28 protein-coding genes, 2 tRNA genes and 1 other annotated feature are annotated in these 26,651 nt (G+C 49.2%); of the genes, 15 read left to right on the top strand and 15 right to left on the bottom strand.

What is annotated here, in order from left to right; all coding sequences use genetic code 11:
* Window positions 1-19 precede the first annotated feature (19 nt).
* Together CZ360_RS07330 and CZ360_RS07325 are read right to left on the bottom strand one after the other, a co-directional pair.
* Window positions 20-96, bottom strand: a tRNA-Arg gene (locus tag CZ360_RS07330).
* 31 nt (window positions 97-127) lie between these two features.
* Window positions 128-201: transfer RNA gene (locus CZ360_RS07325), tRNA-Gly, on the bottom strand.
* A 315-nt stretch (window positions 202-516) separates the two neighbouring features.
* On the opposite strand from CZ360_RS07325, the gene galU reads away from it, so the two are divergent.
* Both galU and CZ360_RS07315 read left to right on the top strand, forming a co-directional pair.
* The gene (galU, locus tag CZ360_RS07320) at window positions 517-1,389 is read left to right on the top strand and encodes a UTP--glucose-1-phosphate uridylyltransferase GalU (protein WP_077533511.1); all 873 of its coding nucleotides are present in this window, start codon (window positions 517-519) and stop codon (window positions 1,387-1,389) included.
* Between the two features lie 56 nt (window positions 1,390-1,445).
* Window positions 1,446-2,300, top strand: a complete 855-nt coding sequence (locus CZ360_RS07315) for a tetratricopeptide repeat protein (protein ID WP_077533510.1) — start codon at window positions 1,446-1,448, stop codon at window positions 2,298-2,300.
* Window positions 2,301-2,390: 90 nt separating this feature from the next.
* On the opposite strand, the gene fsa is transcribed toward CZ360_RS07315, so the two are convergent.
* From fsa to rpe, 4 genes are all read right to left on the bottom strand, one after another.
* A complete protein-coding gene (gene fsa / locus CZ360_RS07310; protein WP_077533509.1) occupies window positions 2,391-3,044 on the bottom strand; it encodes a fructose-6-phosphate aldolase in 654 nt (217 codons plus the stop codon).
* Between the two features lie 186 nt (window positions 3,045-3,230).
* Window positions 3,231-3,686, bottom strand: coding sequence for a ribose 5-phosphate isomerase B (gene rpiB, locus CZ360_RS07305; protein WP_143530180.1), 456 nt, complete (start codon window positions 3,684-3,686; stop codon window positions 3,231-3,233).
* A 29-nt stretch (window positions 3,687-3,715) separates the two neighbouring features.
* Window positions 3,716-4,627: an allose kinase gene (alsK, locus tag CZ360_RS07300; protein ID WP_077533507.1), complete on the bottom strand. Its 912-nt coding sequence runs from the start codon at window positions 4,625-4,627 to the stop codon at window positions 3,716-3,718.
* Window positions 4,628-4,644: 17 nt separating this feature from the next.
* Window positions 4,645-5,295: a ribulose-phosphate 3-epimerase gene (rpe, locus tag CZ360_RS07295; protein WP_205411119.1), complete on the bottom strand. Its 651-nt coding sequence runs from the start codon at window positions 5,293-5,295 to the stop codon at window positions 4,645-4,647.
* A gap of 308 nt (window positions 5,296-5,603) precedes the next feature.
* Between rpe and CZ360_RS07290 the strand changes: the two genes are divergently transcribed.
* The 5 genes from CZ360_RS07290 to CZ360_RS07270 all read left to right on the top strand — a co-directional run bounded on the left by CZ360_RS07290 (window position 5,604) and on the right by CZ360_RS07270 (window position 10,803).
* A complete protein-coding gene (locus CZ360_RS07290) occupies window positions 5,604-6,614 on the top strand; it encodes a LacI family DNA-binding transcriptional regulator (protein WP_077533506.1) in 1,011 nt (336 codons plus the stop codon).
* Between the two features lie 171 nt (window positions 6,615-6,785).
* Window positions 6,786-7,607 carry a GDSL-type esterase/lipase family protein gene (locus tag CZ360_RS07285; protein ID WP_077533505.1) on the top strand — a complete coding sequence of 274 codons (822 nt, stop codon included), beginning with the start codon at window positions 6,786-6,788 and terminating at the stop codon, window positions 7,605-7,607.
* A complete protein-coding gene (locus CZ360_RS07280) occupies window positions 7,604-8,161 on the top strand; it encodes a DUF4358 domain-containing protein (protein ID WP_077533504.1) in 558 nt (185 codons plus the stop codon). The genes CZ360_RS07285 and CZ360_RS07280 overlap by 4 nt, the downstream gene beginning before the upstream one ends.
* Before the next feature lie 24 nt (window positions 8,162-8,185).
* Entirely contained in the window at window positions 8,186-9,580 is a 1,395-nt protein-coding gene (locus tag CZ360_RS07275) for an MBOAT family O-acyltransferase (RefSeq protein WP_077533503.1), read from the top strand.
* Between the two features lie 14 nt (window positions 9,581-9,594).
* The gene (locus CZ360_RS07270) at window positions 9,595-10,803 is read left to right on the top strand and encodes a DHHW family protein (RefSeq protein ID WP_077533502.1); all 1,209 of its coding nucleotides are present in this window, start codon (window positions 9,595-9,597) and stop codon (window positions 10,801-10,803) included.
* Window positions 10,804-10,869: 66 nt separating this feature from the next.
* Here CZ360_RS07270 and CZ360_RS07265 read toward each other — a convergent pair whose 3' ends face one another.
* The 5 genes from CZ360_RS07265 to CZ360_RS07245 form a co-directional block, all read right to left on the bottom strand.
* Entirely contained in the window at window positions 10,870-11,043 is a 174-nt protein-coding gene (locus CZ360_RS07265; RefSeq protein WP_077533501.1) for a FeoB-associated Cys-rich membrane protein, read from the bottom strand.
* A gap of 22 nt (window positions 11,044-11,065) precedes the next feature.
* Entirely contained in the window at window positions 11,066-13,534 is a 2,469-nt protein-coding gene (gene feoB / locus CZ360_RS07260) for a ferrous iron transport protein B (RefSeq protein ID WP_077533500.1), read from the bottom strand.
* A 139-nt stretch (window positions 13,535-13,673) separates the two neighbouring features.
* Entirely contained in the window at window positions 13,674-13,895 is a 222-nt protein-coding gene (locus tag CZ360_RS07255) for a FeoA family protein (RefSeq protein ID WP_077533499.1), read from the bottom strand.
* 102 nt (window positions 13,896-13,997) lie between these two features.
* Window positions 13,998-14,210 carry a FeoA family protein gene (locus tag CZ360_RS07250; protein ID WP_077533498.1) on the bottom strand — a complete coding sequence of 71 codons (213 nt, stop codon included), beginning with the start codon at window positions 14,208-14,210 and terminating at the stop codon, window positions 13,998-14,000.
* Window positions 14,211-14,301: 91 nt separating this feature from the next.
* Window positions 14,302-14,643: a DUF2325 domain-containing protein gene (locus CZ360_RS07245; RefSeq protein ID WP_077533497.1), complete on the bottom strand. Its 342-nt coding sequence runs from the start codon at window positions 14,641-14,643 to the stop codon at window positions 14,302-14,304.
* Between the two features lie 355 nt (window positions 14,644-14,998).
* Here CZ360_RS07245 and CZ360_RS07240 point away from each other — a divergent pair, with 355 nt between their 5' ends.
* The 4 genes from CZ360_RS07240 to rpiB (CZ360_RS07225) are packed head-to-tail and all read left to right on the top strand — an operon-like array spanning window position 14,999 to window position 18,254.
* On the top strand, window positions 14,999-16,084 hold the full coding sequence (locus tag CZ360_RS07240) for an alcohol dehydrogenase catalytic domain-containing protein (RefSeq protein WP_077533496.1): 1,086 nt from the start codon (window positions 14,999-15,001) through the stop codon (window positions 16,082-16,084).
* Between the two features lie 42 nt (window positions 16,085-16,126).
* A complete protein-coding gene (locus CZ360_RS07235) occupies window positions 16,127-17,122 on the top strand; it encodes a dihydroxyacetone kinase subunit DhaK (RefSeq protein ID WP_077533495.1) in 996 nt (331 codons plus the stop codon).
* A gap of 18 nt (window positions 17,123-17,140) precedes the next feature.
* A complete protein-coding gene (gene dhaL / locus CZ360_RS07230; protein WP_077533494.1) occupies window positions 17,141-17,776 on the top strand; it encodes a dihydroxyacetone kinase subunit DhaL in 636 nt (211 codons plus the stop codon).
* 25 nt (window positions 17,777-17,801) lie between these two features.
* Window positions 17,802-18,254, top strand: coding sequence for a ribose 5-phosphate isomerase B (gene rpiB, locus CZ360_RS07225; protein ID WP_077533493.1), 453 nt, complete (start codon window positions 17,802-17,804; stop codon window positions 18,252-18,254).
* A 48-nt stretch (window positions 18,255-18,302) separates the two neighbouring features.
* Here rpiB (CZ360_RS07225) and CZ360_RS07220 read toward each other — a convergent pair whose 3' ends face one another.
* Genes CZ360_RS07220 through CZ360_RS07210 form a run of 3 tightly spaced genes read right to left on the bottom strand, consistent with a single transcriptional unit; the run spans window position 18,303 to window position 20,658 of the window.
* Window positions 18,303-18,788, bottom strand: coding sequence for a hypothetical protein (locus CZ360_RS07220; RefSeq protein ID WP_229408013.1), 486 nt, complete (start codon window positions 18,786-18,788; stop codon window positions 18,303-18,305).
* A gap of 18 nt (window positions 18,789-18,806) precedes the next feature.
* Window positions 18,807-19,499, bottom strand: coding sequence for a lysophospholipid acyltransferase family protein (locus tag CZ360_RS07215; RefSeq protein ID WP_159438166.1), 693 nt, complete (start codon window positions 19,497-19,499; stop codon window positions 18,807-18,809).
* Entirely contained in the window at window positions 19,471-20,658 is a 1,188-nt protein-coding gene (locus CZ360_RS07210; protein WP_159438164.1) for a glycosyltransferase, read from the bottom strand. The genes CZ360_RS07215 and CZ360_RS07210 overlap by 29 nt, the downstream gene beginning before the upstream one ends.
* Window positions 20,659-21,040: 382 nt before the next feature.
* Here CZ360_RS07210 and CZ360_RS07205 point away from each other — a divergent pair, with 382 nt between their 5' ends.
* Complete coding sequence (locus CZ360_RS07205) at window positions 21,041-21,904, top strand: sugar phosphate isomerase/epimerase family protein (RefSeq protein ID WP_077533490.1); 864 nt, start codon at window positions 21,041-21,043, stop codon at window positions 21,902-21,904.
* Between the two features lie 80 nt (window positions 21,905-21,984).
* The gene (locus CZ360_RS07200) at window positions 21,985-22,302 is read left to right on the top strand and encodes a hypothetical protein (RefSeq protein WP_077533489.1); all 318 of its coding nucleotides are present in this window, start codon (window positions 21,985-21,987) and stop codon (window positions 22,300-22,302) included.
* Window positions 22,303-22,380: 78 nt separating this feature from the next.
* Here CZ360_RS07200 and CZ360_RS07195 read toward each other — a convergent pair whose 3' ends face one another.
* Window positions 22,381-23,919, bottom strand: coding sequence for an FGGY-family carbohydrate kinase (locus CZ360_RS07195; protein ID WP_077533488.1), 1,539 nt, complete (start codon window positions 23,917-23,919; stop codon window positions 22,381-22,383).
* 295 nt (window positions 23,920-24,214) lie between these two features.
* Window positions 24,215-24,469: a binding site (T-box leader), on the top strand.
* Window positions 24,470-24,536: 67 nt separating this feature from the next.
* Between CZ360_RS07195 and trpB the strand changes: the two genes are divergently transcribed.
* Both trpB and trpA read left to right on the top strand, forming a co-directional pair.
* Window positions 24,537-25,721 carry a tryptophan synthase subunit beta gene (gene trpB / locus CZ360_RS07190; protein ID WP_077533487.1) on the top strand — a complete coding sequence of 395 codons (1,185 nt, stop codon included), beginning with the start codon at window positions 24,537-24,539 and terminating at the stop codon, window positions 25,719-25,721.
* On the top strand, window positions 25,714-26,481 hold the full coding sequence (gene trpA / locus CZ360_RS07185) for a tryptophan synthase subunit alpha (protein WP_077533486.1): 768 nt from the start codon (window positions 25,714-25,716) through the stop codon (window positions 26,479-26,481). Before trpB ends, trpA begins: the two co-directional genes overlap by 8 nt.
* The last annotated feature ends 170 nt before the right edge of the window (window positions 26,482-26,651 follow it).

The following is a 26,651-nucleotide window of genomic DNA, read 5'->3' as shown; positions in this document are numbered from 1 at the left end:
TATTGATATAAAATTTTATTGGCACGCCCAACAGGATTCGAACCTGTGGCCTACTGCTTAGAAGGCAGTTGCTCTATCCGGCTGAGCTATGGGCGCATATCTGCCTGTCCGCAAACAGTACATAAAATGGAGCGGGTGATGGGAATCGAACCCACGCGACCAGCTTGGAAGGCTGGGATTCTACCATTGAACTACACCCGCATCTAATCGAAAAAGCTGTCTTGGACGTTTCAGCGACGTAATATATTATAGCAAGTACACTGATTTTTGTCAACACTTTTTTCCAAAAAACTGATCTTGAGAGTAAAATTGTAAACCCTAATAAAAATAAGAAAATCTTTTGTTTTATCCTGTTGAATCGTCACAAGAGGTATGATATACTATTTTGGATAAGTAAAAGTGTCTTGGGAGGACACGGTTTTATGCCTATTGAACAGAAATGCGTTCAAAATCCATAGTATAACCTCCTATGGAATCGGCATCGGACCAAAGCATCAGAAAGGAATGACTATCAGAATGAAAGTTAAAAAAGCAGTCATCCCAGCAGCAGGGCTGGGTACGCGGGTATTGCCGGCTACAAAGGCAATGCCTAAGGAAATGCTGACCATTGTGGATAAGCCCGCAATCCAGTACATCGTGGAAGAAGCGGTAAAAAGCGGAATTGAGGACATCTGTATTATCCTCAGCCGGGGAAAAAATGTGGTGGAGGATCATTTTGACCGCGCTCCGGAGCTGGAGCAAAAGCTGGCTGACAGCGGGAAGCTTTCCATGCGCGACGAAGTGCTGAAAATTGCCGAAATGGCAAATATCACCTATGTCCGCCAGCAGCAGCCAAAGGGTCTGGGGCATGCCATTATGTGCGCGCGTCCGTTTGTTGGCAATGAGCCATTCGCCGTCCTGTACGGCGATGATGTGATTATGGGCGACTATCCGGTATGCCGGCAGCTTCTCGACCAATACGAAGCCTACGGGCTTGGCTGCGTCTGCATGAAGGAAGTCCCGTTCGAACAGGTAACCCGCTATTCTTCCTTAAAGGTTGACAACCTCAAGGATAACGTTTATAAAGTAACAGACATGGTGGAAAAGCCGGCGACTCCGGAGCTTGCCTTCTCAAATTTCTCCATCCTGGGACGCTGCGTCCTGCCGCCGGAAATTTTCCAGATCTTGCGCAATATCCCAACCGGCGCTGGCGGTGAGTACCAGCTCACCGACGCCATGAAAATTTTAGCCCGTGAAAAAGGGATGATCGGGGTTGACTTTATCGGCACCCGCTATGACATGGGTAATAAGCTGGGAATTATGCAGGCTGCTGTAGAAACCGCCTGCGCCCACCAGGAAATTGGAAACGATTTCAAGTCCTACCTCAAGGAATTTGTAAAGACGCTATAATTTTCAAGGCTCTCTCCCAGAGCAGAGAGCCTTTTTTACATAAGGAGATAGGTTCCATGACAAAAAAGCTTCTGTTCCGCCGAATCCTGTGTTCGTTCATTATTGTTTTCACCCTGATTATTATCGTAGCCGCAGTTTTGGAGCATCGGGAACATACCTTTTATTTGAAAGCGCTTTTCCCCCTGACCGCCGGAATTTTAGGACTGGTCAGTACATTTTACACCTCTATTGATAAACCGGTATCCGATAGGCTCACCAGAGATTTTAACGAAATCACCCTCAATTATTTTCACGATGACCGCCGCGCCAAAAAACTGTTCTATAAGGGCTACCGCGCCTGGTATACCGACCATCACGAAACCGCATATTATTACTTGAAAAAAGCGCAAAAGGCGGCCGCTTCCCCTGAAGCAGAAGCGCGTATTTTGTTCCTGATCGGACGAACCGCACTGGAGGAGAAAAAATATGGCCGCGCTGTCGAGTATTTTCACAAGGCTTTGGAATTAGATCCATCCTATGATATGGTCTGGTCTAATCTGGCAACCATTTATTTTGACGAAAATCAATCGGACAAAGCGGCAAAATGCTGCGAAAATGCCATATTCTATAATCCCCGTAATACATTTGCCTATAACAAGCTCGGAAACTATTATCTAAATACGGGAAAGTACGAGAAGTCTCTTTCCTGTTTTGAAAAAGCAACGAAGGAAATGCCGGATCATCCAGTAATCCGGATGAATTACGCTAAGGCGCTTTCGGTTTTAGGCAAAGAAAGGGAAATGCTGGAGCAGTATCAAATTGCGGTCGGCGCCGGCTATTCAGATCCGGATCAGAAAATTCTGGCTCAATTAAAGCAGGACGCCGTCCTAGCGGGGCAGCTACAGCAGGAGCAGCCATGCGAGCCAATATAAAACAAAAACACCATGCTTATGAAACAATACATTTTTATATAGGCAGAATCAAACGCGGACAACAAATGTTGCCCGCGTTTTCACTCTTTATTATTCACCGAAAACCGCTTTGTAGTCCGCCTGGAATTTTGCGATTCCCTGATCGGTCAGCGGATGCTTGGTCATCTGCTCAATTACGCCGTAAGGAACAGTAGCGATGTCTGCGCCAGCCAGGGCACAGTCAGTCACGTGGATCGGGTTTCTGACGCTCGCCGCAATGATTTCGGTTTCCAGCCCGTAAATCTGGAAGATTTCAGAGATTGTACGGATCAGATCAATCCCAGGAGCGGAGATATCGTCCAGTCTGCCCAGGAACGGGGAAACATAGGTAGCGCCTGCACGCGCCGCCAGAAGCGCCTGGTTTGCGCTGAATACCAAAGTGACGTTGGTTTTGATTCCTTCGGAAGCGAGCACCTTGGTCGCCTTCAGCCCTTCTACGGTCATCGGGATTTTTACAACCATATTCGGATGGATTGCCGCAATCTCCCGGCCTTCCTTGATCATGCCTTCCGCGTCAACCGTCGTCGCTTTTACTTCGCCGCTGATCGGGCCGTCAACAATTGAAGCGATCTCGCTGATAACTTCTTTAAAATCTCTTCCCTCTTTTGCAATCAGGGACGGGTTTGTTGTAACACCGCAGATTACGCCCATGTCATTAGCCTTTTTGATGTCTTCTACATTCGCTGTGTCGATAAAAAATTTCATTCCAAATTCCTCCCAAGGATAACCGAAACCGTCTGCATGGCCAGCTTAGATTATCTGAATATTTCATTTTAAATTATAGTCCTTTCCCAGGTATTAGTCAATAAAATTTTCCAGCCAACAGGGCAAAGCCCCCGTGGAAGGAACACCTTCTGCGGGGGCTTTTTTAGGATTATATGGAGTAAACAGTTATTTTCCGGAAATGGTGCCGGTCTGTTCAATCTCAGCGATCTGGTCGATCCGCACCTGATGCCGGCCGCCTTCGTATTTGCCTTCCAGCCAGCTTTTTACAATCATCAGCCCAAGGTCTTTGCCGACTACGCGGGAGCCGAGGGAGAGCATATTTGTATTGTTGTGCTGCCGGGAAAGCAGCGCAGAATAACAGTCGGAGCAGACCACGCAGCGGATGCCCTTGACCTTGTTCGCCGCGATAGAAATTCCAATCCCGGTTCCGCAGCAGATGATCCCCTTTTCACATTCGCCGCTCGCAACCGCATTGGCGGCCTTCAGGGCGTATTCCGGATAGTTGCAGCGCTCGGTGGAATAGGTGCCGTAATCACGGTATTCCAGATGCAGCTCGTCGAGGTAGTCCATAATATGTTTTTTCAGTTCAATTCCAACGTGGTCAGAAGCCAAAGCAATCATGATTCATTCTCCTTTTTTATCAGTTGAGGTTATTTTCCCAGTATGTCACGTGCATAGAGCGCGCTTCCGTAAATTCCGTTTTCGCCGCCGTTGTCCGAATAGACAATGTGCAGGTTGTCCGCCGGGAAAGGCTTACGGCTGTGCTTGTAAATGTATTTTTCCAGGCGCTCCTTCGGGAAGCCCGGCATAGAGAGCACGCCGCCGCCCAGGATAATCACCGCCGGGTTCAAAATATTGATTTCGGTTGTAATCGGCAGGGAGAGATGCTCCACATACCGGTCTAGCTCCGGAGCGTCGCCCCTCTCTGCAAAGAGGTCATGGATATCTACATCCGGGAAGGTTGTTTTCTGCAATTCCACCAGGTATTTTCCGCCGACATGGCTTTCCATGCAGCCTTCATTTCCGCAGTTGCAGATGTCCGTCTTATCCCAGACCGGGATATGCCCAAGCTCCCCTGCGGAACCGTCGTTTCCTACCAGCGGCTTCCCGTCCACCGAGATCACATTTCCGATTCCGGTGCCGATATAGCAGCCGATGATAATATCCTTGTGCGGTATATTGTGCTGATACAGGTCATAGTAAAACAGCATGGTTGCATCCCGTTCCAGCAAAACCGGGCAGCTAAAGTGAGACTGTAATGCCGCCTGTACATTCTTGCCGCTGAAGCCCCGAATATTCGGCGCGTTCAGAACGGTGGAACGGTCACGGCTCATTGCCGCCGGGATTCCAGCTACAATTGCGATTACGTCTTTCCCCTTTGCCCTTTCCGCCAGATACCCTTCCAGATAGACTGCCAGGCTCTCCAGCGTGTCCTCTCCGGTCAGGATGCTTTCCTGCGGCACCTTCAGGTATTCGCTCAGCTCATTATTTTCATCGACTAAGCCCATCCGGATATTGGTTCCTCCAATATCAATTCCAAGTACATAGGTATGCTCTGCCATTTTCTCTCTGCCTCCTTTTATTCCTGCTTCAGACGAGGGATGATTACCTCGTAGCTTTCCTCTTTGCCGAACAGCGCGGAGGTTCCCAGGACAAACCCGTCCACGCCCATCGCGGACAGCATTTCAATCTTCTGCGGGGAAATCGCGCCGTCTACCATCAGGTTAAAGCCAAATTCCTCTTTCATTCCTACCAATGTTTCAATCTTTTTATTGACAAAGTCCAGATACTTCTGTCCCGCAAAGCCCGGGTTCACCGTCATGACCATCAGGTAATCGGTCAGCGGGAGCAGCTCGCGGATTGTCTCTACAGAGGTTCCGGGATTGATTGCAATCCCCGCCTTTTTCCCAGCCGCGCGGATTTTATCCAGCGTCCTGGCCGGATGCACGTCTGCCTCCGGATGGATATAGATGATGTCCGCGCCAAGCTCCGCGAACAATTCGACATAGTTGCCCGGATTATCGATCATCAGGTGAGCATCCACCGGTTTTTTGGTCAGCCGCCGGATACAGGCGACGTCCTGAATCCCCATTCCAAAATTCGGCACAAAGCTGCCGTCCATAATATCAATGTGGAAAATATCGGTACCGGCTTGATCCAGCGCCTCCACCTCCGCCTTCAGGCAGTCAAAATTTGCACACATCATCGATGGACAAATCAGTTTTTTCATCATAATCACCATGCCTTCGCAGCGCAAAGGCTCCCTTTCCTCAATTGTAAGCAACGCCCGCCGCATTCGGGAAACACTTTGGGTAATCGTTTTCTCTAACTACATTATTACAGGTTCGTCGGCACTTGTCAACCCGAATCAAAAAAATAGTCACTCTGCATAATTGCAGTCCAAAAAAGTTGGTTTAATCGCCAATATTATCCCCAATTTGACCCGATCTGCCCGGATTGCTTTACAAGCCGGGCAAAATCTGATATCATGAGTAACAAATGAGTAACGATTAATTTCAGGTTAAAGAAGGTTTTTTTGTGAGAGCAAAGAAAAAAGTCTCTATCAAGGATATCGCGCGGCTGAGCGGTGTTTCGGTCGCGACTGTTTCCCGTGTCATCAACCAAAACGGCCGATTCTCCGAGGAAACGCGCAGGCGGGTGGAAAAGGTAATCAAGGAATATCATTACACCACCAATATGACCGGCAAAAGCCTTCGGGAAAGCAAGTCCAACACCATCGGGGTCATCGTCCCGGATATCAGCAACGAGCTGTTTGCGGAGATTGTGCTGGAGCTGGAGAAATACTTCTTCCGCAAGGGATATTCCGTCCTGATCTGCAACACCAATGAGGAGGAGCAGAAGGAGGCCGCCTATTTCCGCATCCTGGAATCCAAAACCGTAGACGGGATACTCTGCATTTCCGGTAGCGAGGACCTGCCGCAGGAGGTGCTCAGCACCGGGATTCCAATTGCCTGCATCGACCGCAGGCCAAAGGGGAAAAACGAGGTTGTCTATGTGGAGTCCGACCACTATCTCGGCGGTTATATCGCAACCGAGGCACTAATCAAAAAAGGATGCCGGGACATTATGATCCTGTCAAAGCAGCGGGCCCTTTCAGTGAATACCCAACGGTTGAACGGTTATCTTGACGCGCTCCGGGACTATGGGATCCCCAGGCGGGACGACCTGGTCGTGCACCTCGGGGATGATTTGTCCAACTTCCAGGAAGCGCGGGACATCGTCTTTTATATGATCAAGAAAAAAATCCGTTTCGACGGAATCTTCGCCACCAACGACTGGCGCGCTTACGGCGCGCTGGTTGCCCTGCAGCAGAACAACATCGCTGTCCCGGAGCAGGTCAAGATTGTCGGCTTCGACGGCGTTTCCGTTTCGGAGTTCTGTTATCCGGCAATCACCACCATCCAGCAAAACAAAAAGGAGCTTGCTCTCAAGGCAGCCCATCTCCTGCTCAAAATGGTAAAAGGCGAAACCGTCCCGCAGCGCCATGTAGTGCTGCCGGTTGCCCTGGTAGAGCGCGGAACAACCTAAAACACAGAGTTTTACAGGATTGTAATAAGAATTTCAAACCGGTTACAATCTTTTGGTGAATGGTAACAATCTTTTGTTTCGAATTGTTATTAATAGATAATTATGGTAGAATAATAAATAGGTTCTATCATTCAGAACAGAAAGAAAATTGGTTGGAAAGAGTCGATATTTATGAAGAAAAGCTCGGCGGTTTACCGGATCATCGGCGTTGCGGTTCTTGCCGTTTTGATTGTTCTGGTCAGCATTCTCCTGATCAAAAGCCATTCAGCAAAGCAGCAGGACATCCAGCAGGTGGCTGCCGGTACACAGAAGCTGACGCAGCTTGAACAGGTGACTGTTTCACAGGCGGAATCGGAGATTGACGCCATGCTGGAGCAGGAGAAGAAAGAGGAAGAGGAGCAGAAGAAAAAAGAAGCTGAGGAAAAAAAGAAGAAGGAACAGGTTGAAAAGCTTTCGAAAAAGGAGATTAAAACTATCTTCAAAAAGTCCGTTTTTGTCGGCGACTCCCTGACGGAGGCCATCTCCACCTACAAGTTCCTTTCCAAGAGCAATGTCGTCTATAAGCGCGGGATGAGCGTTCCGAATGCTGGGGAGCTTTTCCCCACTGTCGTCGGGCTGAATCCTGACCAGGTGTTCCTTTCCTTTGGGATGAACGACCTGCTCTATTTCCGCGGAAAAGCAGAATCGTTTATTGAAGCCTACCAAAAGCAGGTGAGCTCTCTGCAGGATCAGCTTCCGGATGCCAGGATCTATATTATGAGTATTATGCCGATCCAGGATCCGGCGCTGAGCAAAAACCAAAATTTCAAGCACTACGGGGAATTTAACAAAGCGCTCAAAAGCATGTGCGATGAAATGGGCCTTACCTTCATTGACTGCACCGATTTGGCGGAAAAGCACATCGATCTCTACGAACCGGACGGGATTCATGTAAAATCCACCTTCTATCCCTACTGGTTTAAAACGGTTGCGGAAAAGGCGGGATTGCTGTGATAAACATATTTGAAAATTTTAACCCGGCCGGCACCGGGACAAGCCCAGAGGAACAGAAGCCGGCGCCGAACCGCGAAGGTCTCGTCATCCTCTGTGCAAAGATCAGCCTGCTTGTCTTTCTGGCGGTCTTTCTGGTTTTGCTCTGTTTTTCAGGAAATTATAAGGACAAGCCGGTTTCCGTGATCGAACAGGCCATGTTTCCGGCAAAGGGCATTTCTTCCTTAACCAAAGGATCGGACAATGATCTGCGGCGCTGCTACGGGTTATCCGCCGAGGATTATGACGGATATTTCCTCTATCTCTCGGAATCCACCATGGCAGTGGACGAGCTGCTGGTGGTCAAATTAAAAGACTCCTCCCAGGCAGCCGCTGCGGAGGAGCAGATAGAAGGCCGCCTGAACAGTCAGATTGACGCGTTTGACGGCTATGGTGCAGAGCAGACCGCACTGCTGAAGGCGCACGTGCTGGAACGGATGGGGAATTATATTTTCTTTGCCGTTTCGGAGGAAGCGGATAGCTGGAAAGCTGATTTCGTTTCCTGCATCAAAAAATAACCGGAAGAAAGGAACCTTACACGTATGGTTTTCAGCAGTATTCTATTTTTATTTATCTTTCTGCCTGCTGTACTGGCTGTTTATTTCCTTGTCCCAAAATCATGGAAAAATGTCGTGCTGCTTATTTTCAGCCTGGTGTTCTATGCCTGGGGAGAGCCGGTTTATATTATTCTAATGCTTTTCTCCGCGGCGTTTAACTATGTCATGGGAATCGACATCGACCGCAAACGCCTCGACCCAAAAGCCGCGCGGAACAGCCTTTTGCTCACTGTCCTTGTCAATCTGTTCCTGCTCGGCTTTTTCAAATATTCCGGCTTTCTGATTGATACGGTCAACCAGATTTTTCACAGCAGTATTCCCTATAAGGAGCTGGCGCTCCCCATCGGAATCTCTTTTTATACCTTTCAAACCCTCTCCTATATCCTCGACGTCTATTGGGGCAAGGTCAAGGTACAGAAAAACCTCATCAGCTTCAGCCTGTATATCACCATGTTCCCGCAGCTCATTGCCGGGCCGATTGTCCGTTATGCGGATATCGAACCGCAGCTCAAGGAGCGCCGCGTCACACTGGCGGGCTTCGGACTGGGGACGGAGTTTTTCATCAAAGGGCTGGCGAAAAAGGTGCTGCTCGCCAACAATCTCGGCATGGTTTACACCACGGTGCAGGGAATGGAGATCGGAAGCTTTTCTGTCCTGACAGCATGGGTTGGAATTATCGCCTATACGCTGCAAATCTATTTTGATTTCAGCGGATATTCCGACATGGCCATCGGGCTGGGACGGATGTTTGGATTCCAGTTTATGAAGAACTTCGACTATCCCTATATTTCCCGCGGAATTACCGAGTTCTGGCGGCGCTGGCATATCTCGCTCGGAAGCTGGTTCCGGGAATATGTATACATCCCGTTGGGCGGAAACCGCGTTTCTGTCCCACGGCATATCTTCAATATCATGCTGGTCTGGATGCTGACCGGCCTCTGGCACGGCGCAAGCTGGAATTTTGTGGTCTGGGGGCTTTATTACGGGGTGCTCCTGCTCTTTGAAAAATATGTGCTGGCAAAATGTTTTGACCGGCTTCCCGGATGGGCTGTCCGGATTTATACCCTCCTGCTGATTGTCATCGGCTGGGTGTTCTTCAGCAACACCGTCCTGTCGGACGCGGTGGGTTATCTGGGGAATATGTTCGGCGTGACCACCGGCGGGCTTGCAGATTCTACCGGTCTTTACCTGCTCAAAACGAACCTGCTTTTGATTGTGATCGGCATGATTTCCTGCGCGCCCTGGCTTTACAATCAGTTTAAGCGCCTGCTCCGCAGAGCGCCGTGGGCTGCGGTAGCTGTCAATATCGTCCTATGGCTTCTGTGCGTAGCCTATCTTGTTTATGAAACCTACAACCCATTTCTATATTTCCGGTTTTGAAAGGAGGAAGCGAATTGAATCCCAAAAAACGCAGCCCGCTTCTGTTTTTTACCCGGATTATGGCGGCAATTTTCCTGATTATTTTTGTAGCCTTGGTCATCTGCAACATTTTCACCAAGGATCGTGTCTTTTCGGAAAAGGAGAACCGGGTCTTAGCCTCCAAGCCGAACCTTTCGCTTGATCATCTTGCAAGCGGCCAGTTTATGAAGGAATCAGAATCCTATGTCAACGACCAGTTCGCTTTCCGGGACTTCTGGATTATGATAAAATCCACAGCCGATACGATCCTCGGCAAAAAAGAGGCCAACGGGATTTATCTCGGGAAAAACGGACGGCTCTTTGAACAGTTTGAAGAACCGGATGCAGAACGAGTCGCTTCTCTGAAGCAGTCCATTCTCGCCTTTTCCAAACGGCATGAAAAGCTCAAGCAATATCTTCTGATCGCGCCGACTGCTGTGAATATTTATCAGAATGAGCTTCCCGCCTTTGCACCGGCAGCAGATCAAAACGCATATATGGATGCATTTTTAAGCGCCTTTTCCTCCTCCGAGACCATGAAGGTAATCGATGTGCGGGAAGCGTTCCGGCTGGAAAAGGAAACGAACCTCTATTACCGCACCGACCATCACTGGACTACCACCGGCGCTTATGTCGCATTTCAGCAGGCGGCCTCTGTGATGGAGCTTGACCCCTCCGCCGTCAGCTATGAGCATTATCCTGTCTCAGCAGATTTCCAGGGTACGCTCTCAGCCAAAAGCGGATTTTTGGAGAATGAAAAAGAAGCGCTGGAGCTCTACTTCCCCAACCAGGAAACCGCCTATACCGTGAATTATGTAGAGGAGCAGAAAAAGGAGGCGGACGTCTATCACGGCGAGAGCCTAAAAACCCGGGATCAATACGCCGTCTTTTTCGGCGGCAATCATTCCCTCATCGAGATTCAGACAGCCTCCAAAAGCAAGGCCAGCCTGCTGGTTCTGAAGGATTCCTATGCTAACTGCTTTATCCCCTTCCTGATCCCCTATTACCGGGAAATTGTAATCGTCGATCCCCGGTACAACTATGACAATATCGATACGCTGATTGACGAATATGACATCCAGGAGGTCTTGTTCCTATACAACGCCAATACCTTCTTCTCCGATAAATACCTCCAAACATCCTTAGAACCTGCCCCGCAGGAAGAAGAGGCAAATGCAGAAGCAACGGAGCAAAAGGAGAGTTAAACCCTCCTATCAAAGAATCCCCCTGAAAATGGTATCGAAGCCATTTTCAGGGGGATTTATTAGTGATTATTTCTTATGGCACACTGCCGAACTCGGGCAATCCTTGCAGCCGCAGCCGCAATTGCAGGAGCTGCCGTTCTTCCTGTCTCTTATCAGCTTGACAAGAATCAAAACCACAGCTGTAGCCAGGATTAAGCCGATTATGATTGTCGGCAGGTTCTGGCTCAGAAAAGCCAACATAAAAACCGCCTTCCTTTCACGCTTATACGCGGACTTTTACTTTCAATTCGTTCTGTTCTTTATACGGACGGAATAGGAGGTACAGCAGCGCGGCTACAATCATGATTGCGACAACTGTCCCAATTCCAAATGCGCCGGTGGTAAACAGCATACCAAGCTGATAGATGCACAGAGCCATCGCGTAAGCAAACACACACTGGTACGAAATTGCAAACCAAGTCCATTTTGCACTGTTCATCTCTCTGCGGATCGCGCCGATAGCGGCAAAGCAAGGCGCGCAGAGCAGGTTGAATACCAGGAAGGAATATGCAGTCAGGGCGGTGAAGGATTCTCTCATGCTTGCCCAGATCTGCCATCCGTTCTCTGCAACCTCATCCAGTCCGCCGTAGAGCACACCAAAGGTTCCTACTACATTTTCCTTTGCAATCAGGCCGGTAATGCTGGCAACCGCCGCCTTCCAGTCTCCCCAACCGAGCGGGGCGAAAATTGGAGCGATAAATCCGCCGATTACAGCGAGGATCGAGTTGTTGAGGTCTTCTACCCTGCCAAAGCTTCCGTTTTCCACACCGTAACCCTGCAGGAACCATAAAAGGATCGCCGACAGCAGGATGATTGTCCCCGCCTTTTTAATGAAAGACCAGCCGCGTTCCCACATGCTGCGGAGCACGTTGCCGACCGTCGGCCAGTGGTAAGCCGGAAGCTCCATTACAAACGGCGCGGGATCGCCGGCAAACATTCTGGTTTTCTTCAAGATAATCCCGGATATAATGATCGCCGCAACACCGACAAAGTATGCGCTCGGCGCTACCCACCAAGCTCCGCCAAAGAGCGCGCCTGCAATCAGGGCAATAATCGGCAGCTTCGCGCCGCAGGGGATAAAGGTGGTGGTCATAATTGTCATCTTCCGGTCACGGTCGTTTTCAATGGTACGGGATGCCATAATTCCCGGCACGCCGCACCCAGTCCCAATCAGCATCGGGATAAAGGATTTTCCGGAAAGGCCGAATTTCCGGAAAATACGGTCCATGATAAAGGCGATTCTCGCCATATATCCACAGGACTCCAGGAAAGCCAGGAAGATAAACAGGATCAACATCTGCGGAACAAAGCCCAAAACCGCGCCGACGCCCGCTACAATCCCGTTCAGGATCAGGTCAGAGAGCCAATCCGCACAGCCGATTGCGTTTAGGCCGTCCTCCAGCAGGACAGGAATGCCAGGTACCCAAACGCCGTAATCCGCTGGATCAGGCTCAGAAACGGCAACCGCATTTTCGAACTCGTCCAGATTGACCGGAAGCGTTTCTTCCACTTCCCCATTGTCATCCAAAACCTCCGCTTCCGCCGTAATACCGGCAGCAGAAGCCTCCGTTTCAAAGGCGGACAATGCAGCCTGGTCAACCTCGCCGTCCGCGATGGACTGGCTTAGCGCCTCGGTGTCAAGCCCGGCTGTTTCAGCCGCTTCCAGATAGGCTTCTGTTTTGAGGCTCGCCAGATCGTATTCCTCCGCAACCTCGTTATAGTCCGAGCTGCCGATTCCAAACAGATGCCAGCCTTCTCCAAATACACCGTCGTTCGCCCAGTCAGTCGCAATCGTCCCAACTGTGGAAACAGATACATAATAGACGATTACCATAACCACTGCAAAAATCGGCAGCGCCAGCCAGCGGTTGGTAACAATCCTATCAATTTTATCCGAGACGGTCAGCTTTTGACGGTTTCTCTTATGATAGCATTTTTCGATCATCCCCGACAGGAACACATACCGTTCATTGGTGATGATGCTTTCGCTGTCATCGTCCAGCTTATCTTCCATCGCCTTGACAATCGGTTCCACATCCGGAACGGACTGAAGCTGTTCTTTAATCTTATCATCGCGTTCAAATAATTTGATTGCAAAGAACCGCTTCTGTTCTTCCGGCACATTTCCAAGCTGCGCCGCGATATTATGTAACGCCTCTTCCACCTCTTCGGAGAACTGATGCACCGGCATGACGGCCTCTCCGCTTTTTGCCAGCGAGACGGCGCGCTGCGCCGCCTGCGCAACACCGGTTCCCTTTAAGGCTGAGATTTCCACAACCTCACAGCCCAATTCCTTCTGAAGCTGCTGAATGTTGATTTCATCCTTGTTTTTCTTAACCACGTCCATCATATTGACCGCCATGACAACTGGGATTCCCAGCTCCATAAGCTGCGTGGTCAGATAGAGATTTCGTTCCAGATTCGTCCCGTCCACAATATTCAGAATCGCATCCGGCTTTTCATGGATCAGGTAGTTTCTGGCAACAACCTCCTCCAGCGTGTAGGGTGAGAGTGAGTAGATTCCCGGCAAGTCGGTAATAACTACGTCCTTGTGCCCTTTCAGCTTTCCCTCTTTTTTTTCTACCGTTACGCCGGGCCAGTTCCCAACAAACTGGTTGGAACCGGTCAGCGCGTTGAAGAGCGTTGTCTTCCCGCTGTTCGGATTCCCGGCAAGCGCAATTTTAATTGGCATTGCTATGACCCCTTTCCTCTTTCAAAAACGCAAGTCTCAAAGGCATTCTCCCGGTTCGGCCGCCGTCCCGAAAGTTAGTTCCTTCTAACCTTCTGCCTCAAGAAAAACAGAAACCATTTTGTTTCCGTTGCTGCCTTAATTATGATACCTCAATCATCTCTGCATCTGCTTTCCGCAGCGACAATTCATATCCACGGACATTCACCTCAACCGGGTCGCCCAGCGGCGCAACTTTCCGGATGAAGATTTCTACCCCTTTGGTAATTCCCATATCCATGATGCGGCGTTTCACAGCGCCTGCGCCATGCAGCCTAATCACCTTCACCGTCGTCCCGCATTTCGCTTCTTTCAGTGTTTTCATCCTCTGCCTGCTCCTTTCTAAACCACAAATCCCATGGAAAGGAGAACCCCCCCCTGCGAAAAAACCGCACAAGCCGCGGCTCCCCTCCATCGGATCATGAAACTAAATCATGATTTTATTCGCCATTTCCCTGCTGATTGCAACCCTGGAGTCCTTGACGCTGACAATGACATTTCCCCCATTTTCAGAGACAACCGTCACGTCCCCGCCGACTACAAAGCCCAGGTTCTCCAAAAAACGCCGAATCTCCTCTTTTCCCCCGACCCGCTTGATGGAGTTTGACTCTCCTGCTTTTGCCATCGTTAAAGGCATCATGATCTCTCCTTCTTTGATTCCTCAAGAATGTAAGCTGAAACTAACCCTATTTCCCAAAAGAAACAGTTAGTAATTTCTAACCATATATAGGTTAGCACTTGCTAACCATTTTGTCAAGAGAAATTTTGGAAAAATTCTTTTTTTCCTGTTTCAGCGAACAGTGCTGCTCTAAAAATTCTTTCAGCGCCGAGCAGCTCCCGGACTGCAGCCTTGCAACGGGAATATCATTCCGTTTTGCCTCCTGCGAAGCGGTAATTGCCATTTTGTGGGATACGGTATTAGTAAACAGGATCATCAAATCCGGGCAGCCCAGCTTTTTCCGCAGCGGCCCTTTCTCCTTGACGAAAATTTTGGCTTTACATCCATGATTTTTACAAATGTCAGCATACTGGCAAACCATTCGTTCGTTTCCGCCTATGATAACAACACTCATTTTGCGCCTCCTTTTGGTTAGTTTGAACTAACTAACTGAATTAAAAATCAGGGTGCCCACGCACCGGTTAGTCTTTTTTAACTGTTTTCAGTGTACCACAGGAAAGCGCCGATGTCAAGCATTTCAATATATGAAATTAAAAGTGAAATAAATTTCAAGTTTCATATCTTCGGTCACAAAAAGAGATTTTGAATTCTGGATAATTTTCACAAAGATTATTTTTTTAATTGGATTTTTTTAAAATGAATTGACAACGGTTTTTCTTTTCGATAAAGTTAAAGAGTACAGCACAAGACCTACTCTCTGTTTTGTGCAAGCCGTTAATATTTCCCTTATGAATGGAGGTCAATGGATTATGAGTCAGTTACCAGAGAAGATGAAAGCAATCGTCGCTTATGCACCGGGTGATTACCGGTTTGAAATGGTTGATACCCCACATGCCGGCGACGGGGAGATGATTATTAAAATTGAAGCCTGCGGTATCTGTGCCGGAGATACAAAAGCATTTAAAGGTGCTCCGAGCTTTTGGGGCGGAGACGGAAACCCGCCATATATCAAAGCGCCTATGATTCCCGGACATGAATTTGTCGGCACTGTGGTAGAAATTGGCCCGAATGTTTCCGGCTGGGAGCCGGGCGACAGGATCTGCCCGGAGCAGATTGTTCCGTGCGGAGAATGCAAATTCTGTAAAACCGGACGGCACTGGATGTGTGAAAAGCATGATCTTTACGGGTTTCAGAATAATGTGAACGGAGGGATGGCGGAATATGTCCGCTTGACCAAGGAATCCCTCAACTACCGCGTACCCAAAGAAATCCCGATTGAAAAGGCCATTCTGACCGAACCATACGCCTGCTCCTTCCATTGTGTAGAGCGTGCCGGCATCGGCGTGCGGGATGTGGTTGTACTTTCCGGTGCAGGAACTCTTGGGCTTGGTATGGTAGGAGCAATCCGCCAGCACAACCCAAGCTGCCTGATTGTACTGGATCTGAACGACAAACGGCTGGAATTAGCTAAACAATTCGGAGCTGACATCGTGATGAATCCGTCGAAAATGGATGTCGTCAGCGAGATCAAAAAGCTGACTGACGGTTACGGCTGTGACATCTATATCGAAGCAACCGGCCATCCGTCCAGTGTACAGCAGGGACTAGAGGCAATCCGGAAGATGGGAACCTTTGTGGAATTCAGCGTATTCGGCGATCTGGTTACGGTGGATTGGAGCATCATCAGCGACCGGAAGGAATTAAACCTGCTCGGCGCACATCTCAGCCCATTCTGCTATGATACCGTCATTGAATGGATCGGCAGCGGGAAGCTTCCAACCGACGGCGTCGTGACGCATCAGTTCCCGTTGGAAAAATGGGAAGAGGGCTTCAAGCTTGCCACTACCGGAGCAGAGGGCGCTCTGAAAGTGATTTTAGTGCCTGATATGAAATAAACAAATAATGCAAATATACAAATTAGAGGAGGAGTATCATCCATGCAGCGAATTTTAAACAATCCGGACAACATCGTAGACGAAATGCTGAGCGGCTTTGTGAAAGCGCATCCAGATCTGGTTGAAACGACTGAAAACCAACGCGTGCTCAAATCCGTAGAATCTACAGAGGGCCGCGTCGGTGTCGTGACCGGGGGCGGAAGCGGCCACAAGCCGGCTTTTATCGGATATATCGGCAAGAACATGTGCGACGCGGCGGCAGTCGGAGAAATCTGCACCTCCCCAACGGCCCTCGCCTTTTACCAGGCGTTCAAAGCGGTTGACAGCGGCAACGGCGTTGCCTGTCTGTATGGGAACTATTCCGGGGATAACATGAACGTCAAGATGGCGGTCAAGATGGCAAAGAAGGATGGTATTACCGTCAAGACTGTCATCGCAAACGACGATGTTGCCTCTGCGCCGAAGGATCAGCGGGAAAAACGCCGCGGCGTGGCCGGCGAAGTGTTAATGTGGAAGGTCGGCGGCGCCAAAGCCAGCACCGGCGCGAGTCTGGACGAAGTAATCGCGGCAGCCCAGAAAGCAATTGACAATACCCGCAGCGTCGGGATTGGGCTTACTCCCTGCACCCTTCCGGCAGTCGGCCATCCGAACTTTGAGATCAAGGAAGGCACAATTGAGGTTGGGATCGGGCATCACGGAGAACCCGGCATTGAGGTCTGCCCATTGGAATCCGCCAGAGAGATGGCAAAACGAATGGTGGATATCGTCCTGCCTGACTATCCGTTTGAATCCGGGGACGAGGTCGTGGTTCTGGTGTCCGGGCTTGGCGCTACGCCGGTCATGGAATTATATGTCCTTTATGATGAAATCGAAAACCTGTTGACCGAAAAGGGAATCAAGGTACATAAATCGTATGTCGGCAACTATTTCACCTCCCTGGAAATGATGGGCGCTACACTGACCGTCATGAAATTGGACGATGAACTCAAGGAGCTGGTTGACATGCCGGCGAAGAGCGTTGGTTTAACCCAGTTTTAACAGGAGGGATAGTCGATAATGAAAACAATCAAGCAGTCTGATGGCAAAGTAATCCTCATGGCCATGGTGAAAGCCATCCAGGAGAATAAAGCCTATTTGGGCGAGGTGGACGGCCTGATCGGCGACGGGGATCACGGCATGAATATGAACAAGGGGTTTTCTGTCTTTGAAGAACGCTTCGGCGGTGAGGATTTCACCTTAAGCGACGGGCTTAATTCCCTTGCTATGATTTTGATGAATGAGATCGGTGGTTCCATGGGACCGATCTATGGTACTATTTTCATGGAAATGGCAGATTCTGCCGAGGAAAAGGATGAGCTTACCGTGGCAGACGTCCGGGATATGCTGCAAAGCGGCATGGACGGCTTATTTGACATTGTAGACGCGCGGGTCGGGGATAAAACGCTGGTGGATACCCTTTCCCCTGCGGTAGAAGCACTGAGCGCCGCAGCCGAATCCGGCAGTGAAATGGACGACGCAATGCAAGCGCTGAAAAAAGCGGCAACAAGCGGCAGGGACTCAACCAAAGATTTGGTTGCAAAATACGGGCGTTCCAGCCGGCTTGGCGAACGCTCCAAAGGCGTTTTGGACGCAGGCGCAACCTCCTGCTGCCTCCTGCTCTGCGCCATCGCTGACGCAGTGATCAGCTTATAAATCCTCAGAAAGGAAGTCAATAAATATGAAATTAGCAATCGGCTGTGACGAGGCAGCCTATAACCTAAAGGCAGAAATCATCAAACACCTGGAAAGCAAAGGGGTAGCAGTGGACGATTTCGGCGCGGATAAGGGCGAGGTTGTCCTTTATCCCGATGTGGCATTCAAGGTGGCGGAAGCAGTCGCTGACGGAAAATATGAACGTGCGATCCTGGTTTGCGGCACTGGACTTGGAATGGCAATGTGCGCCAATAAGGTTCCGGGCGTCCGGGCGGCAGTCTGCCACGATCCGTTCTCTACAGAGCGTTCCCGCAAGAGCAACAACGCACAAATTATGTGCATGGGCGAACGGGTAATCGGTGTAGAACTTGCCAAATACCTGGTTGACCTCTGGCTGACCTGTGATTTTTCCGGCGGCGGTTCCGCGCCAAAGGTAGCGCGAATTGAAGAGCTGGAAGCGAAATATATCAAAAAATAGGATATGAGCAATAGAGAAGAGCGGGGACATCATGTCCCCGCTCTTGTTTTATACCCCGCAGCCGTTAAACCGCTTTTTGCAGGCTACATATTCGGCTACCAAATAAGCATTATCCAGATCTGTTTCATCCAGTCCCCGAAAGGCAAACAGTTCATCCCAGAGCAGACTGCTTCCCTCCACTTGGAAATATCCGGTTACACGATCAATCCCAACAACAATCGGTATTCCGGAAAAGACCTCGTCCTGATCCCGATAGAGCTTCTCTCCCCGTTCTTCCCGCCTGATTAGAAAAACAGCCGGGTCGGGCTGTACGCCGTCGGGCAGCCTTTCAGCAAAGCAGTCGTTTTCCAGCACAGACAGCTCTACAATCCGCTTCCACTTTTCATCCTGCACTTCTTGAAGCGGATAGCTGCCCTGCAGATAGCCGACCAGTTCTCCGGCACTTTTCCGATTCGGAGACAGCCTCGGACGGTATTCCTGATAAACCGTCTTCCATCTCTCAAGCAGTTCCGGTGTTGGCTCTTGCAGCAGCATCCCAGGCACCTCCTTCTTTTACAATCTACGCAGCTCCCTATGCCGGCCGTCAAACCGTTCTTGAATATCGGACATCGCTTCATAGCACTGCCGGCAGAGAATCCGCCGTTTTTCCCGCAGGGAACCGTCCTGCGGCGGCCAGATCGGTTCTCCGAACTGGATGGTCAGCGGCGGTCTCAGATTTATTTTTCTCCATCCCTTTTTTGGACGCTGCAAAATCATGATAGGCACTACCGGGGTACCGGACATTGCCGCAATCTGAAAAGCGCCCTCCCGAAACTCCCGCAGGGCTTTGGAATAGGTAACCAATTCCCCTTCCGGAAAGATTCCAAACCAGTCTCCTTCCTTCAGCCGTGCACTCATAGTTTTGATAAAATCCTTTGTTTCCTGTACCGAGGAGCCAACTGAAATACATCCAAGCTGCCTAACCAGCCAGCCCGCTACAGGCAGGTGAAAATTGTCCGGCTGAGACGCAAAGGTGACACGGCGCGGCGATACGGCACAGGCGATCATGGCGCTGTCCAGGTAATGGACATGGTTGCAGCATAACACAGCGCCCTCCAGCCCGCGAATATTTTTTCTCCCCTTCATCCGCAGCCCAAAGGTCACACGGGTCAAAACCTGCAAAACCGGTATAGCGATGCAATGATATAAAACCCAACGAAAGCCCCGGACAAAGAAATTAGGCCGGTCTGCCTGTTCCCCTCGCATCACGAACAGCCTCCTCAAACATGGTCTCCGCTTCTCTGACACAATGCTCAATCCGGTATTTCTCCGTAGATTTTGCATATTCTGAGGACATCCTTGCCTTCTCCTCCGGATGATCGATCCAGTAGTCAATCTGTTCAGCCAGAGACGCCGCGTCCCCGGCGTGGAATAAGCTTCTTTCATCCAGCGCAAACTGCCCTGTGGCAGAGAGCTTGGAATCGGAAATTACCGGCACCAGTCCGCACGCGATAGCTTCCAGGCAGGCAATTGCCTCACTCTCCGCATCGGAAGCATGAACGTACAGGTCGCAGGAACGGATCAGTTCTATTAATTCCGGTTTGCTGTAAAAGCCAAAAACCGGCGGGTGTTTTAGCTTTTTGCCCCTATGCGCCAGCATTTGCTTCCACGGGCCGCTTCCGGCAAAATGAAGCTGTATCTTTTCTGCATGCCTTGACATCCCAGCAGCCTTGATCAGCAAATCCTGCCTTTTTTCCGGTGACAGGCGCCCTACCATTAAAATATGAATCAATTCATCCTGCCGTGTTGCCTGTCCCGGACAAAATTCCGGGATAATCCCATTGGAAATGACATGCAGCTTAGCTTTGTATCCATGCGCTTTTAGCTGCTCCGCCATAAAATAGGACGGGCAGTGGATGTGCTCAAAATTTTTATAGAAATATTCCCGGAACAGGTAGTAAACAAAATCGGACAGTCCGCGCCATCTTCCCATATGAATATTATAGGTAATGTTTTCTGGCTGAAGGTGGAATGCCGCGCTGCACGGAATCCCCATTTCCCGGGCAATATGGTAGGCCCTCACCTCTAACGGAAACGGCAAAAACAGATGCACCAAATCAGACCCTTCGATCGCCCTGCGGATTTGCTCGTCATCCGGCTTTGCAATAATAAAGCTCTGCTTGCTTGAAAAATGTTGGACAATCGGAATTTTCCACTGCGGAACCGGATATTTCCCCGGCCCCGGATCACCGGTTGAAACAACCCGTATTTCATGCCCAAGCTGTTGCAGATAATGCGCAAACCGCTGAGCCGTCATCGTTGTACCATTTTTCTTCACATCATACATATCAATGACAAATGTAATAACCATGCTGCCTCCCAATTCCAAATCTTGGTTTCTTCCGCCGGGAATTTTCCCCGCCATGCGGAATCTTACCTCTATTATACCATAAAGCAACCGAGATAAAAACGGCGATATCATAGGGTGAGAAAGAATCCGTTCTATCAGCCGTATGTCGGGACATTAAATGATCCGTTTAACGTTATTATATCACAATCTTCTCCGGAAATCGATTGCTTTTTCGTTCTTCTGCAGATCACGTCATTCTGATTTCAAAAGATTTTTATGATATAATTTTCACAAAATTAAATTATTAAAAGAAAAATATCCTATCTATTTAATTTATAATCCTTTTAAAATAAAGGTTTTATTTTTATATCTTTTTATTGATTTTCATATTTAAATATATTATAATGAAAATATAGATTTTGCTTTTTATCACAAATTACATTTTGGGAGGTATCTTATGGAAGTCGGATTAGGTTCAATTGTCTATGAGTTTGGCGGTATTCCGCTGGAACGCCAGGCAAAAATGATCGCAGAGCATGGGATTAGGTATGTGGATGTACTTGCCTTCGGGCAGTTTAACCCTGCGTTTTACCCAATGGAGCAGCAGCTGCGGGTTGCAAAGGAGTTTGAACGCTGCGGAATTCGTGCCTCAAGCGTAGTCACCTGCGCAGAAGGAAACATCGGGTCAAACGATCCTGAAGAACGCGACTTTGCGATGGAACAAATGAAGCGTGCCGCTCGCCTGGTAAAACGCCTGGGCGGTCAGCAGATTCTGGTTGGAAAAGGCTGCGGAAACATCGATTTCTACCTTTCCAGAAAGGACGCGTTCCAGAATTCCGCACATTTTTTAAAGGAGTTCAGCAAATGGTGCAAAAATGAAAATATCATCGTCACCATGGAATTAGAACCGGAAGCGCTGCATGTCTGCAACGGAATTGAATCGATGAACGCCATGATCGAGGCAATCGGTGAGGATAACGTCTTTGCAAATGTAGACATCGGGCATCTGAATATCCTGCGGGAACCGCCGGAAGCATTGGAGCTGTTAAAAGGTAAGATGATCCATATGCACATTTCCGATAATGAGGGCCTCGCACACACCAACAGCGTAATCGGAGAAGGAAATTCCGATATCCGCGCTTATATCAAAAAAGCCATTGAGCTTGGGATTGACGAAACCGCAAAGGAAATGGGCGACGTCGCGGTTGCCGGAATTGAGGTCGGCGAGCCTGGCGAATATATCACAGACAGCGACAGCCGGGTGCTGCGCAGCGTGGGGAATGTTTATCTGCGGGTGCCGGAGCTGAGGAAGGAATTCTAAACCGTGGGCGAATGCCTTGACACTGTCTGTTAAATAGGGTATTCTGGATTTATAAAAGGATAAACCGGACAGGACAATAAATGACAGGATGTGACCGCAGCATGACAGAAGCAGAGCTGAAAAAGGAATATCGTAAGCTATGCCGCACAGAAAAATCCAAAAGCTACCGCTATCACAGGATTTGCTATATTATCCTCATTGTAATTATTTTATATGAGGCATTCATTTTCAGTCTGGATAGCTTCACCAGCATATTTCAAAGCCTTTACCCGCTCCAGATTTTTTTCTATCTGGGCTGCCTCCCCTTTGCCGTTGTTGGAATCGTCTTTGATCTGTTAGGGGACAGGGCCTTTAAACAAGGCTTTCGGGAATATTTAAAAGAAAAACAACAAACATAGCCTGAAGCTGGTTTATCCGATAAAAAAGGAACAAGCCTGGTATTAATACCGGGCTTGTTCCTTTTTTCGTCCAAAATGCTAACGCCGTAAAGCAGCTTCTATTCCGGTCAGCCGCTCGAAATCACCCAGCAAGCTTTTGTAAACCGATTGATATAGCGCGTAATACTGATCATATGCCCTCTGCGCTTCCGGCTGCGGACATACGGGTTCATGGAAGGACTGCCATGTTTGCGCCTCCTCCGCCGTTATCGTCCCGGTTCCCAAGCCTGCCAGAATCACATCGCCGAGGTTCGCTTCAACATCCTGCGTCGGACAGACGATCTTTTTTCCCAGCACATCCGCAAAAATCTGTTTCCAGAGCGGTGACTTAGCCACTCCGCCGGAAAGCAGGATCGTATCGCCGACATCATCCCCGGCACACTCAATTGTCTGTCGGAGAGAATAAGCAACCGCCTCCAGAAAAGCACGGTAAACATGCGCCTTTGTATGGTTTAAAGAGAGTCCAAACAGCACTCCCCTGGCATGGGTATTCCAGAGCGGGCTTCGTTCTCCCATAAAGTAAGGCAGCAAAATAAGCCCGTTACTTCCGGCAGGCACCTGCTCCGCTTCCTTATCCAACGCCGCGTAGGCGTTCATGCCGCCCTTTTGTTCCGCCTCCTTTTCCAATCCGGCGAGCTGGTCCCGGAACCATTTGATGAGCGCGCCCGAGGTAGCAGCACCGCCAAAGGAATAGGTTAAATGCAGCGCGTCCAGAACATAGGGCATTTCAATCAACCCTTTTCCGTTGATCGGGCGGTCATGTACAAAGGCCGCGCTCATTGACGTACCGATGGTCGCCGCGTACTTCCCCGCCGAGAACACGCCAAGTCCCAGTGTCGCGACGACGCAGTCCACACCTCCGGCGCAGACCGGGATTCCTTCCCGGAGTCCCAGCTCCGCGCCCGCCTGTTCCGTCAGCGTTCCAACAATTTCACTCGACTGTACGATCCGCTGCGGCATCATTGAAAGCGGGATTCCCATCCTTCCCATCAGTTCTTCAGACCAGCATCGGCGCTTTGCATCAAAAATCCCGCCGATATTTCCCGCCGAGGAATAGTCGATTGCGACCTCCCCGGTAAGCTGGTAAATTGCATAGGCATTCGGCGGCAAAAACAGCCGAATTTTTTCCCAATTTTCCGGTTCATGGTTCTTGATCCACAGAATTTTAGTGTATCCATGATAAGGGTCTGTCCCGTTATGGGTAATATCCTGAATCGTTTCCTTTCCGATTTCAGAGCAGACCCACGCCTCCTCTTCCGAAGCGCGGCGGTCCATCCAGATCAGGCAGGGCCGCACCGGCCGCATTTCTTCGTCAAGCGGAATACCGGAGCCGCCGTAAAGCCCGCTGATACAAATCCCCGTGACCTCCTCCGGGCCACATCCGGATTTTTTTACTGCATTCCGAATTGATTCCCTTACGGCCTCCATCCATACCATCGGCCACTGTTCTGCCCACAACGGCTTTGGGGTAAGTACATCATATTCCACAAGGTCAGAGGAAATTAGTTTTCCCTTCTCATTCATTACAATTGTTTTGGTTCCAGAGGTTCCAATATCTGTTCCGATCAAATAAGCCATCGCATACCCCTCTTTTCAGTTTCAATATATAAATATGAAATTAAATCCAGCCCCATCGTAACATAGAACAACACTGCTGTCAACCGAAATACCCCATAAAATTTAACATACATCCTTGTCATTCACGACAAATAAGCCGTAAAATACATATATCTTCTCTTTTATATTAACAAATTCATAATTGAAAAACGAAAATATTCTTGAGGATTTATCCCAAATCAAGCAAGAGCAGCAGCCGCTTCACGTATCCCGACCCTTGACAAACCGTACATCCTATAATATAATAAAAACAAACGTAAAACCATTGATTGAAAAGAGTAGATACTGGTTTAGCGGCTTTCAGAGAGCGGCGGATGGTGGAAATGCCGTGGCAAGCACAGTATTGAATGGGTTCAAGAGGGTGAAAAGAAAGGCGTTCTGCGCCGAGTAATGTTCAACGGGATTTCCTATCCGTTATCAGAGGAGCATGCATGTCTTGTGCATGATGAGTGGGCGTTTCAGATGCCAAGTTAGGTGGTACCGCAGAAGCAAGCAAGCTTTTGTCCTATGAAAGTTAGGACAAAAGCTTTTTTATTTTGTACAAAACAGAATTTTGTCAGTACTGAGGGAGATACATAATGAAAAAAGGAATGTTTTCACAATATGGCGGGCAGTTTGCCCCAGAAGCCATGATGCATGCAATCAACGAACTGGAGGAAGCCTATCTGTATTATAAAGATGATCCGGATTTTTGCAGGGAGCTGAACGAGCTCCTGCATCATTATGCCGGGCGTCCTTCCTTACTCTATTATGCAGAAAAGATGACTAAGCGGCTGGGCGGAGCGAAAATCTATCTAAAACGGGAGGATTTGAATCATACCGGCGCCCACAAGATCAACAACGTTTTAGGGCAGGTACTCCTGGCCAAGAAAATGGGAAAAAAGCGCGTGATTGCTGAGACCGGCGCCGGACAACATGGTGTCGCTACAGCGACAGCGGCCGCACTGATGGATATGGAATGTGAAGTCTTTATGGGCGAGGAGGATACAAAGCGTCAGGCACTCAATGTTTTCCGGATGGAACTGCTCGGTGCAAAGGTGCATCCAGTCACTTCCGGAACTCGTACACTGAAGGACGCGGTCAATGAAACGATGCGGGAATGGGTATCACGAATCGACGATACCCATTATGTTCTCGGATCGGTGATGGGGCCTCATCCTTTCCCAACAATCGTTCGGGACTTCCAAAAAATTATCGGAGAGGAAATCCGTGAACAGCTGCTCAAGGCGGAAGGGAAGCTTCCCGACGCGGTGCTGGCATGTGTCGGCGGGGGAAGTAATGCTATTGGCGCCTTCTATGACTTTATCAACGAACCCTCTGTCCGGTTGATCGGCTGCGAAGCCGCAGGCAGAGGTATCAATACAAAAGAAACCGCCGCCACCATTGCCACTGGCCGGACAGGCATTTTCCATGGAATGAAATCCCTCTTCTGTCAGGATGAATATGGGCAGATTGCTCCGGTTTATTCTATTTCCGCTGGACTTGATTATCCCGGCATTGGCCCGGAACACGCTATGCTCTGGGAACAGGGGCGGGCAGAATATGTCGCTGTAACTGATGATGAAGCAGTCGAGGCATTTGAATATCTATCCCGTACAGAAGGGATCATCCCAGCAATCGAAAGCTCCCATGCTGTCGCCTACGCGATGAAGCTGGCAAAAGAAATGACTCCTGAGCAGGTCATGGTTGTCAATATTTCGGGCCGGGGCGATAAGGATGTTGCAGCGATTGCACGGTATAAAGGAGTAGAAATCTATGAGTAGGATTACAGCAGCATTCCAAGAGAAAAGAGCACTGATTGCTTTTATCACAGGAGGAGACCCGGATATTGAAACAACCAAAGACCTTATCCCTGCCATGGCAGAAGCGGGTGCAGATATTATTGAAATTGGTATCCCTTTTTCTGACCCCATCGCCGAAGGCCCGGCAATCCAAGCCGCTAGTCTGAGGGCGCTGACCTCTGGAACAACCGTGGACAAGCTTTTTGACATGGTTCAGGAAATACGGCAATCAGTACGGATTCCACTTCTCTTCATGACCTACGCCAATCCGGTTTTCGCTTATGGTACCGAACGATTTTTACAGCGCTGCAGCGACTGCGGAATTGACGGCTTAATTATTCCGGATGTCCCTTATGAGGAAAAAGAGGAGTTCTCTCCTTTTTGCAAGCAGTATGGTATTACGCTCATCTCTCAGGCTGTTCCGGCTTTCGAAGAACGCGCGGCCATGATTGCCGCGTCGGCAGAAGGCTTTGTTTACTGTATGCCTGCTTCTGGTACAGCCAATAGTCCCATTGAAGCTTCGGCAGAAGCAATAAACAAACTAAAACATACTGTGAGTATCCCGTGCGCCGTCGAAATTGATAACACAGTTCCAGAGCAAGGAAATGCAGTCATAGACTGTTCTGACGGCCTTATCCTCGGAAACCAGATTGTTAAAATAATGGATGAACATAAACAAAACTGCATTCCTTTCGTAAAAGCTTATCTGAAGCGGGTCAAGAAAAACTATAGTGTACAGTAATATTGAGTAACCAAAAAGGGAGCAGAGATTCTTCTCTGCTCCCTTTTTTGACTTTCCTGATCAAAGAATAATTCTCGAAACACTCGAATTATTCCAAGAGTTTCTTGTAGAAACTCTAATCCATCCATTCCAACAACGAAAGACCGGGAAGTCAAATTTATGACTTCCCG

This window comes from Massiliimalia massiliensis (genome assembly GCF_900155615.1).
GTDB classification, from domain to species: Bacteria; Bacillota; Clostridia; order Oscillospirales; family Ruminococcaceae; genus Massiliimalia; species Massiliimalia massiliensis.
Note: the sequence above shows the minus strand (reverse complement) of the source record. Positions and strands in the feature narration are given on the sequence as shown.